Below are 14,131 nucleotides of genomic sequence, written 5' to 3'. Positions count from 1 at the left end.
TGGCGCAGCCAGCCGGAGGCCGCGAGGCCCCGCAAGGCACCGCAGCGAGGGAACCCGGTGCGAAGCGCCGGGCCGGGTGCAGGGGCGCGCGGCTTTTGGTTACTTTTGGCCAAGACCAAAAGTGACCCGCCGTAAAGGCGGAAAGGTGACTAACCGTCGCCAAATCAAACGGATAAGCCCACAAACCTCAAAACCCACAAACCACAAACCACAAAGCCTCACCGCCGCACAGGCCGCTTCTGCAACTTACGCTGCAACGTGCGCCGATGCATCCCAAGGGCCCGCGCCGTCGCAGATATGTTCCCGTCATGCTCGGCCAACACCCGCTGGATATGCTCCCACTGCAGGCGATCCACCGACATCGGGTTCTCCGGCACCAGCGAATCCAGATCCGCATGCTCGGACAACAGCGCCGCCAACACATCATCGGCGTCCGCCGGCTTGCACAGGTAGTTGCAGGCACCGCGCTTGATAGCCTCAACCGCGGTGGCGATGCTCGAATAACCCGTCAGGATCAACACCCGCATTTCCGGGTCCAGCTCCAGCAGCTTGGGCAGCAGCGCCAGCCCGGAATCGCCATCCATCTTGAGGTCTAGGGTCGCGTAATCAGGCACGTCCTGCTTAGCCAGCACCAACCCCTCCTCGGCAGAGGAGGCGGTGCTCACGCGGAAACCGCGACGGCTCATGGCGCGCGCCATGACGCGGGTGAAGGTGGCGTCGTCGTCCACCAGCAACAAGTGCGGCAGCTCTTCGCCTTCGACCAGGTTTTCTTCGCTCATCGTTCATCTCCTCGCTTGCCATGGGGCAGGCGCAGCTCGGTGAGGGTGCCGCCCTGTTCATGACTATAGAGTTTCACCGAGCCGCCAGCACGGGTCACGCTGGCCTTGCTCAGGAAAAGGCCCAGGCCGAAGCCTTTGCCTTTGGTGGTAAAGAAGGGTTTGCCGATCGCCTCGGCGATGGCGACGGGAACGCCAGGGCCGTGATCACGGATCGTGATGATGATGTCCTGGGCGTTCCAGTCCAGGCGCACTTCCAGATCCTCGGGGCAGGCGTCGGCGGCGTTGTTAAGCAGATTGAGCAAGGCCTGGGTCAAGTCCGGGGGTGGCGTCAGACGCGGAACCTGGCCATCGCGCAGGCGCTGGAAGCGGTAGGTGGCCTCCGGGCGCATCAGGTGCCAGCGGTTGAGCGCTTCATCCAGCCAGGCGGTCACCTCCTGCTCGACCACGCTCAGGCGACGGTTGGCTTCGGCGGCGCGGACCAGTTGCTGCAAGGTCTCCTTGCACAGCTTGACCTGGTCCTGAAGGATCTCCAGGTCTTCCTGCAATTGCGGGTCTGTGTGGTCCTGACGCATTTCATTGAGCAGCACGCTCATGGTCGCCAGAGGCGTGCCCAGTTCGTGGGCGGCGCCGGCGGCCTGGGTGGCCACGGCCAGCAGTTGCTCGTCTCGCAGGCTCTCCTCGCGGCGATCGGCGCGCAGTTTTTCCTGGCGACGAAGCTCCTCGGCCATGCGTGCGGCGAAGAACGTGATCACGCCGGCCGCCAAGGCGATGCTCAACCACATGCCATAGACCTGCATCTTCTCCCGCGCCATGGGTAGGGTCTCGAGCGGGTAGAACTGCACCAGCAACAGGCTATAGGCCACCAGTGCAATGCCAGACAGCACCAGCGAATAGATCCATGGCAAGGTCACCGCGGCGATCGCCAGCGGTACCAGGTAGTAGGAAACGAACGGGTTGGTCGAGCCGCCGGAGTAGTACAGCAGGGCACTGTGGATCAGCAGGTCACAGGCCAGCTGCAGGGCATACTCGAGTTCGGTGACCGGCAACGACAAGCGCAGGCGCAAGGCGGTGAAGGCACACAGCAACGACGACAGGGCCAGTGTGATGGCCAGCGACAGCCAGGGCAGCGGGACCAGTTCGGTCCAGTAGGCCACGCCAACGGAGCCAGCCTGGGCGGCCAGGACCAGGATACGAATGAAGGTCAGACGCCAGAGGTTCTGGCGCGTAGCGGACAGCGGATGTGCGGCAGCGAGCATGAGCTCTCCTGATGAGTGCTCCAGGAAAATCGACCGGAGTATACCGAAGCCAGGCGCCCCGCTGCAGCGATGCGGCAAAGCGCCACACTTTGTCACAGGTTAATGATGGCATTTAGGAACCCACTACACTGTTCCCGGTCTGATGGGCCATGCGCGGGATGGACAACGCCCGCGCCTTTATTTGCCAAGGAGTCCTACATGCACATCCCCCGTCGTGGCACCGCGCTGATCCTGTCCTGTGGCCTGCTGGCCAGCCTGCCGGCGTTGGCGGACGATGCGCCGCGCTACAACCAGGTATCGCTGCGCGCCGAAGTCACCAAGGAAGTGGCGCGCGACTTGATGGTCGTAACCCTGTACAGCGAAGCCCAGAACAACGACCCAGGCAAGCTGGCCAAGGAAATCACCGAGACCATGAACAAAGCCGTGCAGCAGGCACGCCAGGTCAAGGACGTGAAGATCAGCCAGGGCAGCCGCAACAGCTACCCGGTCTATGACAGCAAAGGCCAGAAGATCACCGGCTGGCGCGAACGCGCCGAACTGCGCCTGGAAAGCGCCGACTTCCCAGCCCTGTCCAAACTCACCGGGGAACTGCTCCAAGACCTGAAAATGGGCGGCATGGACTTCTCCATCGCCCAAGCCACCCGCAAGAGCAACGAGGACGCCCTGCTCAAGGAGGCCGTCGACGCCTTCAAGGCACGCGCCCAACTGGCCACCGAAGCCCTCGGCGGCAAAGGCTACAAAGTGGTCAGCCTGAACCTCAACAGCAGCGGCTACCCACGCCCCTACCTGCGCAGCGCGCCGATGGCCATGAAGGCTATGGCAGCCGATGAAGCCGCTCCCGCGCCGGACATCGAAGCCGGCACCAGCGAAGTCAGCATGAACGCCGATGGCCTGATCGAAGTCCAGATGCCCTGATCGACCTCAGTGAACCGAAGCGGCGGGTGCAATGCCCGTCGCTTTGATGTCGTTTCTGGAACTGACAGTTTCAAAGCCTCATTCCTACAGCGCTCTAGCTGCTTTCCTATTGACTTCAAAGTTGAAAAACATCTGGCAAATTGCCTGCAAAAAACCAGCGCAAACGTTCAACTTTCATGAAAATTACATGGATGCGACATCCATGTACGTTAGTCCCACAATTTTGACGTCAACTATCCCTCTGCCTGTTGCATTGGCGATCTACCCTGCATAAGTATCCGCAGGTCGGCTCACGAGGCCGCCTCAATCGAAAAATGACAACAATGAGGCCACCATGCTTAAACACGCAGTCATTCCGTTCCTGGTCGGCGCAGGCTTGCTCGCCGGCGCACCCTCCGCGCTTGCCGCGACCAACCTGGTGTTCTGCTCCGAAGGCAGCCCCGCAGGCTTCGACCCGGGCCAATACACCACAGGAACCGACTTCGACGCCTCGGCCGAAACCGTCTTCAATCGCCTGACCCAGTTCGAGCGCGGCGGCACCGCCGTCATTCCGGGGCTGGCAACCAAGTGGGACGTCTCCGATGACGGCAAGACCTACACCTTCCACCTGCGCGAAGGCGTCAAGTTCCACACCACCGACTTCTTCAAGCCGACCCGCGAGTTCAACGCCGACGACGTGCTGTTCACCTTCAACCGCATGCTCGACAAGAACCATCCGTTCCGCAAAGCCTACCCCACCGAATTCCCCTACTTCACCGACATGGGCATGGACAAAAACATCGCCCGTCTCGAAAAGGTCGACGATCACACCGTACGCTTCACCCTCAACGAGGTGGACGCCGCCTTCATCCAGAACCTGGCCATGAGCTTCGCTTCGATCCAGTCCGCCGAGTACGCCGGCCAGTTGCTCAATCAGGGCAAGGCCGCCGACATCAACCAGAAACCGATCGGCACCGGCCCGTTCGTGTTCAGCAAGTACCAGAAGGACGCCCAGATCCGCTTCAAGGGCAACAAGGACTACTGGAACCCCGATGACGTGAAGATCGACAACTTGATCTTCGCCATCAGCACCGACGCCTCGGTACGCATGCAGAAGCTCAAGAAGAACGAGTGCCAGGTCACCCTGTTCCCTCGCCCTGCCGACATCGAGCCGCTGAAGAAGGATCCGAAACTTCAAATGCCTGAACAGGCCGGCTTCAACCTTGGCTACATCGCCTATAACGTGATGGACAAGATCAAGGGCAGCAACGAAGCCAACCCTCTGTCTCAGCTGAAAGTCCGCCAGGCGCTGGACATGGCGGTGAACAAGCAGCAGATCATCGAATCGGTGTACCAAGGCGCAGGCCAACTGGCGGTCAACGCCATGCCGCCGACGCAGTGGTCCTACGACACCACCATCAAGGATGCCAAGTACGACCCGGAGAAAGCCAAGCAGCTGCTCAAGGAAGCCGGCATCAAGGAAGGCACCGAGATCACCCTGTGGGCCATGCCCGTGCAGCGCCCCTACAACCCCAACGCCAAGTTGATGGCCGAAATGCTCCAGTCCGACTGGGCCAAGATCGGCATCAAGGCCAAGATCGTCAGCTACGAGTGGGGCGAGTACATCAAGCGTTCCAAAGGCGGCGAGCAAGGCGCCATGCTGATCGGCTGGAGCGGCGACAACGGTGACCCCGACAACTGGCTGGGTACCCTCTACGGCTGCGATGCCATGGATGGGAACAACTTTTCCAAGTGGTGCTACAAGCCCTACGACGACCTGATCAAGCAGGCCAAGGCCACTTCCGACCAAGCCAAGCGCACCGAGCTGTATCAAAAAGCGCAACACATCCTCAAGGAGCAAGTGCCGATCACGCCGATCGCTCACTCCACCGTCTATCAACCGATGAGCGACAAGGTGAAGGGCTTCAAGATCAGCCCGTTCGCCCTGAACGCCTTCTACGGCGTCAGCGTGGAGAAATAGGGCCAGCCCCTGCGCCGTGGGCCTGAGCGCCCACGGTGACATTCCGCGCCACGAGCGCCCCCCAGAAACAAGCGCCCTCCCGATGCCACCCGCAGCGGGATCGGATTCCTGTTGCCGCGATTCCTACAAGGTTGCGGCACGACAGATGCAAAAGGACTAGCCATGCGCCCCATCACTCTCCTCGGCACCCTGCTCGGCCTCGGCCTGATGACCCAGGCCCCCGACCTGCTCGCCAAGAACCTGGTGTTCTGTTCCGAAGGCAGCCCGGCCGGCTTCGACACCGCCCAGTACACCAGCGCTACCGACAACGATGCCGCCGAGCCGATCTACAACCGCCTGGTCGAATTCGAGCGAGGCGGCACTGCCGTGCATCCGGCGCTGGCGACCTTCTGGGAGATCTCCGAGGATGGCATGCGCTACACCTTCCACCTGCGCGAAGGCGTCAAGTTCCATGGCAACAAGGACTTCACGCCAAGCCGTGATTTCAGCGCCGACGACGTGCTGTTCACCTTCAATCGCATGCTCGACAAACGACACCCCTTCCGCAAAGCCTACCCCACCGAGTTCCCCTACTTCGTCAGCATGGGCTTGGACAAGAATATCGCTAAGGTCGAAAAGACCGGCCCGCTGACGGTGGTGTTCACCCTTAACAGTGTCGATGCCGCGTTCATCCAGAACCTCGCCATGAGCTTCGCTTCGATCCTTTCCGCCGAATACGCCGAGCACTTACTGGCCGAGGGTCGCGCCAGCGACATCAACCAAAAGCCGATCGGCACCGGCCCGTTCGTGTTCCAGCGTTACCAGAAGGATTCGCAGATTCGCTACAAGGGCAACCCGGCCTATTGGGCGCCGGAGCAGGTCAAGCTCGACAACTTGGTGTTCTCCATCAACATCGACCCTTCGGTACGCATCCAGAAACTCCGCCGCAACGAATGCCAGGTCACCTTGCATCCCCGCCCCGCCGACCTGCCGGCGATCAAGGCCGACAGCAAGCTGAGCGTGCTGCACAAGCCGGGCTTCAATCTTGGCTATATCGCCTACAACACCCAGCATCCGCCCTTCGATCGCCTCGAGGTACGCCAGGCCATGGACATGGCCGTGAACAAGCAGGCGATCATCCAGGCCGTGTACCAAGACTCCGGCCAGGCGGCGGTCAACGCCATGCCGCCGACTCAGTGGTCCTATGACAAAACCATCAAGGACGCAGGTTTCAACCCGGCCAAAGCCCGCGAACTGCTCCAGGCCGCCGGCGTCAAGGAGGGCACCGAAGTGACCCTGTGGGCCATGCCGGTACAGCGGCCCTACAACCCCAATGCCAAGCTGATGGCCGAGATGCTCCAAGCCGACTGGGCCAAGGTCGGCATCAAGGCCAGGATCGTCAGTTACGAATGGGGTGAATACCTCAAGCGCATGAAAAACGGCGAGCACGACATCGCCCTGATCGGTTGGACCGGCGACAACGGCGACCCGGACAACTGGCTGGGGACTCTGTACAGCTGCGATGCCATCGGCAGCAACAACTATTCCCTGTGGTGCGACCGTGAGTACGACACGCTGGTCAAGCAGGCCAAGCAGGTCACCGACCGCGAACAGCGCACCCGGCTCTATCAGCAAGCCCAGCAACGTCTCAAGCAACAGGTGCCGATCACCCCGGTGGCCCATTCCACGGTCAACCAGCCGATCAGCGCCAAGGTCAAGGACTTTCGCGTCAGCCCCTTTGGACGCAACGACTTTTCCGGTGTGAGTGTTGACTGATTAGCCCCTCTCTTCACGAGTAAACCCGCTCCCGCACTGATCACCGCCCCTGCGGCAGCGGGTTTATCCATGAACAGACCGGCACCGCCAGCACAACGCCCCCGACTCTGCCCGGCGATCCCGCGGCACCCCTGGCAACACCGCAGCAAAACCCCCAGCCCACAAGGCGCGGGAATAACTAGAAATAGAAAGGGAGCTTCACCTTGAGACGTACAACCTTTACCGCACTGGCCCTGTCGTTAGGCGCATTATCCGCCACAGCCCAGGCCGAACCCGTCAGCCAGGACTTCGTCCCGGTCACCCTCAAATCCAGCAGCGAGCAGGCCGAGGCCACAGGCTTTCTCGAAGGCCAGAGCCTGACCGGCAGCACGCGCAACTGGTACGCCCGCGAACGCGCCACCCGCGCACCGCTGTTCAGGTACTACAAGAGCGACGGCACTCAGCACCGGACTCACAGCCGTGACAACTGGGTGCAGGGTACCATCCTGAACTACAGCTCAGGCTTCACCCAAGGCACCGTGGGCTTCGCTGTCGAAGCCGCCGGCTACAACGCCATCGCCCTTGAGCGTGGCCGCGCCGCGGTGGCCGGACCGAACAACCGCACGCTGACCCACAGCGATGGCGACGTGATCGGCCAGTGGAGCAAGATGGGCTTGGGCAACGTCAAGGCACGGGTGTCCAACAGTACCCTTACCGTGGGCCGTCAGTCGGTGGACACGCCGATGATTTCCTACATCGGCAACCGCGCGTTGCCGTCGAGCTTCCAGGGTGCATTCCTGCACAGCGCCGAATTCGACAACCTGTCGTTCGACCTGGGCACCTTCGACCGCGTCTCGCCCCGTACCGAGCAGAGCTTGAGCAAGTTCCGCAGCGAGTATGGCAATGGCGTGGAAACCGACCGTGCCAGCACCGCCGGGGTCAACTACCAGCCCCTCAAGAGCCTCTCCACCAGCCTCTACGCCACCAAGGTCGACGACTTCTGGAACCAGTACTATTTGGGCGCCAACCACGTGCTGGGCGACAGCGCGGTGCTGAGCCTGACCACGGGCCTGAACTACTACAAGACCGTGGATACCGGCAATAAGAAGATGGGCGAGATCGACAACGACACCTACAGCCTGTCGTTCGGCCTCACCCACCAGGCCCACACGCTCAGCGCCTCCTGGCAACAGGTCAACGGCAACGAGTATTTCGACTACCTGCACGAAACCAACGGCATCTACCTGGCCAACTCGCTGCTGTCGGACTTCAACGGCCCCAACGAGAAGTCCCTGCAGATCTCCTACGTGCTGAACATGGCCCCCTATGGCGTGCCGGGCTTGAAGTTCAACGTCTACAACGCCCGTGGCTGGGGTATCGACGGCACCCACTACCGGGGCGATGCCTACGACGTCAAAGGCATGGATGGCGAGACCCACTACGAGTGGGGCATCGGTACCAGCTACGCCGTGCAAAGCGGTCCGCTGAAAGACACCAGCATCCGCGCCACCTACACCGCGCACCGCGCCAGCAAAGCCCAGGCCGACGGTAGCCTGGACGAGCTGCGTATCGTCACCACCATTCCATTCAACATTCTCTGACCCCCGCGCCGGCCCGCCTTGTGCGGGCCGAAGCGCTACGCTGGAACAATCTGCAGGGAGGTTTCATGACATCGCTACCATTACGTGCCGCCCTGGCGGCCGTCCTTCTCGGCGCCGCGACCCAGCTCGCGGCCAAGCCGTTGGTGGTGTGCACCGAGGCGAGCCCGGAAGGCTTCGACATCGTCCAGTACACCACCGCGGTCACCGCCGACGCCTCGGCCGAGACGCTCTTCAATCGCCTGGTCGACTTCAAGCCCGGCACCACCGATATCCAGCCAGCGCTGGCCAAAAGCTGGGACATCAGCCCGGACGGGCTGACCTACACCTTCCACCTGCGCGAAGGCGTCAAGTTCCACACCACCCCATACTTCAAACCCACCCGCGACTTCAATGCCGATGACGTGCTGTGGAGCCTCAACCGCCAGCTTGACCCGAAGCATCCCTGGCACGACAAGACCAGCGTCGGCTATCCCTACTTCGAGAGCATGGCCTTCAAGGACTTGCTTAAGTCGGTAAGCAAGACTGACGACCACACCGTGGTGATCACCCTGACCCGTCCGGAAGCCCCCTTCCTGCGCGACATGGCCATGGCCTTCACCTCGATCTACTCCGCCGAGTACGGCGACCAGTTGCTCAAGGCCGGCAAGACTGGCGAGCTCAACAGCAAGCCGATCGGCACCGGGCCGTTCATCTTCCAGCGCTACAACAAGGACGCCCAGGTTCGCTACAAGCCCAACCCGGACTACTTCCGGGGCAAACCACCGGCAGACGCGTTGATCTTCGCCATCGCCACCGACAGCAACGTGCGTCTGCAAAAGCTGCGTGCCAACGAGTGTCAGATCGCCCTGTATCCAAAGCCGGACGACGTGCCGGCGATCAAGGCCGACCCGAAACTCAAGGTTGCCGAGATCGAGGCGCTGGTGACGGGCTACATCGCCATGAACACGGAACACAAGTACTTGAATGACGTACGCGTGCGCAAAGCCCTCAACATGGCCTTCGACCGCCAGCACCATATCGACCAGCTGTTCGGCAAGGGCAACGCGACCGAAGCGGTCAATCCGTACCCGCACACCATGCTGGGCAACAACGTCACGATCCAGAATCCGCCACGCGATCTGGACAAGGCCCGGGCGCTGTTGAAGGAAGCTGGCGTGCCGGAAGGGACCGTGATGACCCTCTTCACCCGCAACGGTGGCGGGCCGACCAACCCCAACCCGCGGCTGTCCGCCGAGATGCTCCAGGCGGACCTGGCCCAGATCGGCATCAAGCTGGATATCCGGGTGATGGAATGGGCCGAAATGCTGCGCCGTGCCAAAGCCGGTGAAGCCGACCTGGTGTCTGCCGGCTGGGCCAGCGACAACGGTGACCCGGACAACTTCCTCGGCCCGTTGCTCAGCTGCGAGGCTGCAAAGAACGGTGAGAACTACGCCCGCTGGTGCAACAAGACGTTCCAGGATCTGATCACCCGCGCACGCACGATCACCAAGGATGAAGAGCGCGGATGGGTCTATGCCGAGGCCATGAGGGTGTACGATGACGACCAACCCTGGATCAACATGGCCCATCCCAAGATGTTCACCGCCATGCGTGACAACGTGGAGGGTTACGTGATCAACCCTCTGACCAACAACAACTTCGCCACCACCAAGGTGAAGTAACACAACAACAACGACCGCCGGCGACCCACACGGGAACCGGCGGCACCGCCTGACCGGCTTAATGAGGTACACCCGACGATGTTGAGTTTTATTGCCCGGCGCCTCGGCTTGCTGATTCCGACCTTCTTCGGCATCACCCTGCTGACCTTCGCGCTCATACGCCTGATCCCCGGCGACCCGGTGGAAGTGATGATGGGCGAGCGCAGGGTCGACCCTGAAATGCACGCCCAGGCCATGGAGCGCCTGGGCCTGAACAAACCGCTGCCGGTCCAGTACGTGGATTACATTGGCAAGCTGGCCCAGGGCGACCTGGGCGAGTCCCTGCGCACGCGTGAGAGCGTGTGGAACGAATTTCTCACCCTGTTCCCCGCCACCCTCGAACTGGCCTTCGCCGCCTTGCTGTTCGCTGGCATCGTCGGCCTGTTGGCCGGGGTGATCGCCGCGCTCAAGCGCGGCTCGCTGTTCGACCACGGGGTCATGGGCGTCTCGCTGGCGGGCTACTCCATGCCGATTTTCTGGTGGGGCCTGATCCTGATCATGTTCTTCTCGGTGAGCCTGGGCTGGACGCCGGTCTCGGGGCGGATCGACCTGCTCTACGACATCGAGCCGAAAACCGGCTTCATGTTGATCGACACATTGCTCAGCGACGAGGAAGGCGCGTTCAAGGACGCCGTCATGCACCTGATCCTGCCGGCCATCGTGCTGGGCACCATCCCCCTGGCAGTGATCGCCCGCATGACCCGCTCTTCAATGCTCGAAGTCCTGCGCGAAGACTACATCCGCACCGCCCGCGCCAAGGGCCTGTCGCCCAGCCGCGTGGTGTTCATCCACGGCCTGCGCAACGCACTGATCCCGGTGCTGACGGTGTTCGGCCTGCAGGTCGGCACCTTGCTCGCCGGTGCCGTGCTTACCGAAACCATCTTCTCCTGGCCGGGCATCGGCAAGTGGCTGATCGAAGCCATCGGCGCCCGTGACTACCCCGTGGTCCAGAACGGCATCCTGCTCATCGCCTGCCTGGTGATCCTGGTCAACTTCGTCGTGGACATCCTCTACGGCCTGGCCAACCCACGCATCCGTCATCAGCGCTGAGGCCCAAGCCATGACTAGCCCTATTCCAAAATCCGTCACACCGGCCAGCCCAGTGGACCAGAGCCTGCTCTACCCTTCCCCGTACAAGGAATTCTGGCAGGCGTTCTCGCGCAACAAAGGCGCCGTGGCCGGCCTTGCCTTCATGTGCCTGATCGTGTTCTGCGCGCTGTTCGCCCCCTGGATCGCGCCGCACAACCCGAGCGAACAATACCGCGACTTCCTGCTCACCCCGCCGGTGTGGCTCGAAGGCGGTACCTGGCAGTTCATCCTCGGCACCGACGAGCTCGGCCGCGACCTGCTTTCGCGCCTGATCCAGGGCGCGCGGCTGTCGCTGCTGATCGGCCTGTCGTCAGTGGTGATGTCGCTGATCCCTGGCATCCTGCTGGGCCTGCTGGCTGGCTTCTTCCCGCAGATCCTCGGCCCTTCGATCATGCGCCTGATGGACGTGATGCTGGCGCTGCCATCGCTGCTGCTGGCCGTAGCCATCGTCGCCATCCTCGGCCCTGGCCTGATCAACACCGTGATCGCCATCGCCATCGTCTCGCTGCCCTCCTACGTACGTCTGACCCGCGCGGCGGTGATGGGCGAGCTGAACCGTGACTACGTCACCGCCGCGCGTCTGGCCGGTGCCGGCCTGCCGCGCCTGATGTTCGTCACCGTGCTGCCCAACTGCATGGCGCCGCTGATCGTACAGGCCACCTTGAGCTTCTCCTCGGCGATCCTCGACGCCGCCGCCCTGGGTTTCCTGGGCCTGGGCGTGCAGCCGCCGACGCCCGAGTGGGGCACCATGCTGGCCTCGGCCCGTGACTACATCGAGCGTGCCTGGTGGGTGGTGAGCCTGCCGGGGCTGACGATCCTGCTCAGTGTGCTGGCAATCAACCTGATGGGCGACGGCCTGCGCGATGCGCTGGACCCGAAACTCAAGAACGCCGCCTGAGGAGAACGCCATGTCACTGTTGCAGATCAACAACCTGAACGTGCGCTTCGGCGACGCCAACGCCGTACCCGTGGTGGACGGCCTGGACCTTACGGTGGACGCCGGCGAGATCCTCGCCATCGTCGGCGAGTCCGGCTCCGGCAAGTCGGTGACCATGATGGCCCTGATGGGCCTGATCGACGCCCCCGGGCGCATCACCGCCGACGTGCTCAATTTCGACGGCACCGACATGCTCAAGCTGAGCGGCCGGCAACGGCGCAAGGTCGTGGGCAAGGACATCGCCATGGTCTTCCAGGACCCGATGACCGCCCTGAATCCCAGCTACACCGTGGGCTACCAGATCGAGGAAGTCCTGCGCCAGCACTTGGGCCTGAAGGGCAAGGCCGCTCGGCAGCGGGCCTTGGAGCTGCTCAAGAAAGTCGAGATCCCGGCTGCCGAAAGCCGTCTGGACGCCTATCCCCACCAGCTCTCCGGCGGCATGAGCCAACGTGTGGCGATCGCCATGGCAATTGCCGGCGAACCTAAGCTGCTGATTGCCGACGAACCGACTACGGCGCTGGATGTGACCATCCAGGCGCAGATCATGGAGCTGCTGGTGAACCTGCAGAAAGAGCGCAACATGGCGCTCATTCTCATCACTCACGACTTGGCCGTGGTGGCCGAGACCGCCAAGCGCGTATGCGTGATGTATGCCGGCCAGGCCGTGGAAGTGGGCCAGGTGCCGGAGCTGTTCGACGTCCCCGCTCACCCCTACAGCGAAGCCTTGCTGGCTGCCATCCCCGAGCACAGCATCGGGGCCGAGCGCCTGGCCACGCTGCCAGGCATCGTGCCCGGGCGTTACGACCGGCCCAAGGGCTGTCTGTTGTCGCCGCGCTGCCCCTACGTGCAGGAAAACTGCCGCCAGCAGCGTCCGCCCCTCGATCCCCAGGCCCATAGCCTGGTGCGTTGCTTCTATCCGCTGAACCAGGAGGTGGCGTGATGACCGTCGTCCTATCCGCCCGTGAGCTGACCCGCCATTACGAAGTCTCCCGCGGCCTGTTCAAGGGCCATGCGCTGGTGCGCGCCCTCAATGGCGTGTCATTCGAACTGGAGGCCGGCAAGACCCTGGCCGTGGTCGGCGAATCCGGCTGCGGCAAGTCCACCCTGGCCCGTGCCCTGACGCTGATCGAGGAGCCGTCCTCCGGCTCCCTGCAGATCGCCGGAACGGAGGTCAAAGGCGCCAGCAAGGCTGAGCGCAAGCAACTGCGCCGCGACGTGCAGATGGTCTTCCAGAGCCCTTACGCCTCGCTCAACCCGCGGCAGAAGATCGGTGACCAACTCGCAGAACCCCTGCTGATCAACACCTCGCTGAGCAAGACCGAGCGCCGCGAGAAAGTGCAGAAGATGATGGAGCAGGTCGGCCTGCGTCCGGAGCACTACCAGCGCTATCCGCACATGTTCTCCGGCGGCCAGCGCCAGCGCATCGCCCTGGCCCGGGCGATGATGCTGCAGCCGAAAGTGCTGGTGGCCGACGAGCCGACGTCGGCCCTCGACGTGTCGATCCAGGCGCAAGTGCTGAACCTGTTCATGGACCTGCAGAAGGAGTTCAACACCGCCTACGTGTTCATCTCCCACAACTTGGCGGTAGTGCGACACGTGGCCGACCAGGTGCTGGTGATGTACCTGGGTCGCCCGGCGGAGATGGGGCCCAAGGAGGATATCTACGAGAAACCCCTGCACCCCTACACTCAGGCGCTGCTGTCGGCGACTCCGGCGATTCACCCCGATCCGCTCAAGCCGAAGATCCGTATCGCCGGTGAGCTGCCCAACCCACTCAATCCACCGGACGGCTGTGCGTTCCACAAGCGCTGCCCGTATGCCACCGAGCGCTGCGCCAAGGAAATACCAGCGTTGAGACAAGTGAGTACGCGGCAAGTGGCCTGCCACTATGCCGAGCAGTTTCTCTAGATCGGTTTAGACCTGTTCGCGGGTAAACCCGCTTCCACCAGGATCATCGCTCCCCCTGTGGAAGCGGGTTACCCGCGAACAGGCCGCACAGTGGCCCTGTGCCTCAATGCATGAAGAACCAGATCAAAATGATCACCGGAATCGGCACACCTATCATCCAAAGCAGTATCGAGCGCATGGCCTTTCTCCCGTTCGTTGGTGAAAAGACAGCTGCAGCGCCCATGCCAGCCTCACTGAAAAATCACCCTCAGC

General features: G+C 62.5%; 11 protein-coding genes. 9 read left to right on the top strand and 2 right to left on the bottom strand.

Annotated elements, in window-relative coordinates:
• Positions 1 to 218: 218 nt before the first annotated feature.
• Both HMPREF3173_RS23395 and HMPREF3173_RS23390 read right to left on the bottom strand, forming a co-directional pair.
• On the bottom strand, positions 219 to 779 hold the full coding sequence (locus HMPREF3173_RS23395; protein WP_070093026.1) for a response regulator transcription factor: 561 nt from the start codon (positions 777 to 779) through the stop codon (positions 219 to 221).
• A complete protein-coding gene (locus HMPREF3173_RS23390; RefSeq protein ID WP_070577091.1) occupies positions 776 to 2,035 on the bottom strand; it encodes an ATP-binding protein in 1,260 nt (419 codons plus the stop codon). Before HMPREF3173_RS23390 ends, HMPREF3173_RS23395 begins: the two co-directional genes overlap by 4 nt.
• Positions 2,036 to 2,233: 198 nt before the next feature.
• On the opposite strand from HMPREF3173_RS23390, the gene HMPREF3173_RS23385 reads away from it, so the two are divergent.
• From HMPREF3173_RS23385 to HMPREF3173_RS23345, 9 genes are all read left to right on the top strand, one after another.
• Complete coding sequence (locus tag HMPREF3173_RS23385) at positions 2,234 to 2,950, top strand: SIMPL domain-containing protein (protein WP_043208170.1); 717 nt, start codon at positions 2,234 to 2,236, stop codon at positions 2,948 to 2,950.
• 334 nt (positions 2,951 to 3,284) lie between these two features.
• Positions 3,285 to 4,910 carry an ABC transporter substrate-binding protein gene (locus HMPREF3173_RS23380; protein ID WP_070577090.1) on the top strand — a complete coding sequence of 542 codons (1,626 nt, stop codon included), beginning with the start codon at positions 3,285 to 3,287 and terminating at the stop codon, positions 4,908 to 4,910.
• A gap of 162 nt (positions 4,911 to 5,072) precedes the next feature.
• On the top strand, positions 5,073 to 6,665 hold the full coding sequence (locus HMPREF3173_RS23375) for an ABC transporter substrate-binding protein (RefSeq protein ID WP_070577088.1): 1,593 nt from the start codon (positions 5,073 to 5,075) through the stop codon (positions 6,663 to 6,665).
• A gap of 203 nt (positions 6,666 to 6,868) precedes the next feature.
• Positions 6,869 to 8,245, top strand: a complete 1,377-nt coding sequence (locus tag HMPREF3173_RS23370; RefSeq protein ID WP_070577086.1) for an OprD family porin — start codon at positions 6,869 to 6,871, stop codon at positions 8,243 to 8,245.
• Between the two features lie 65 nt (positions 8,246 to 8,310).
• Positions 8,311 to 9,906, top strand: a complete 1,596-nt coding sequence (locus HMPREF3173_RS23365) for an ABC transporter substrate-binding protein (RefSeq protein WP_070577083.1) — start codon at positions 8,311 to 8,313, stop codon at positions 9,904 to 9,906.
• A gap of 78 nt (positions 9,907 to 9,984) precedes the next feature.
• Positions 9,985 to 10,995 (top strand): ABC transporter permease subunit, encoded by a 1,011-nt coding sequence (locus HMPREF3173_RS23360; protein WP_043208159.1) that lies wholly within the window; start codon positions 9,985 to 9,987, stop codon positions 10,993 to 10,995.
• Positions 10,996 to 11,005: 10 nt separating this feature from the next.
• The gene (locus HMPREF3173_RS23355; protein ID WP_043208158.1) at positions 11,006 to 11,932 is read left to right on the top strand and encodes an ABC transporter permease subunit; all 927 of its coding nucleotides are present in this window, start codon (positions 11,006 to 11,008) and stop codon (positions 11,930 to 11,932) included.
• 10 nt (positions 11,933 to 11,942) lie between these two features.
• Positions 11,943 to 12,911 (top strand): ABC transporter ATP-binding protein, encoded by a 969-nt coding sequence (locus HMPREF3173_RS23350; RefSeq protein WP_070577081.1) that lies wholly within the window; start codon positions 11,943 to 11,945, stop codon positions 12,909 to 12,911.
• A complete protein-coding gene (locus tag HMPREF3173_RS23345) occupies positions 12,911 to 13,879 on the top strand; it encodes a peptide ABC transporter ATP-binding protein (RefSeq protein ID WP_070577079.1) in 969 nt (322 codons plus the stop codon). The genes HMPREF3173_RS23350 and HMPREF3173_RS23345 overlap by 1 nt, the downstream gene beginning before the upstream one ends.
• The last annotated feature ends 252 nt before the right edge of the window (positions 13,880 to 14,131 follow it).

Source organism: Pseudomonas sp. HMSC08G10 (genome assembly GCF_001808425.1).
Classification (GTDB): domain Bacteria; phylum Pseudomonadota; class Gammaproteobacteria; order Pseudomonadales; family Pseudomonadaceae; genus Aquipseudomonas; species Aquipseudomonas guariconensis.
The sequence above is the reverse complement of the archived record's forward strand: the minus strand, read 5'-3'. Positions and strand labels throughout refer to the sequence as shown.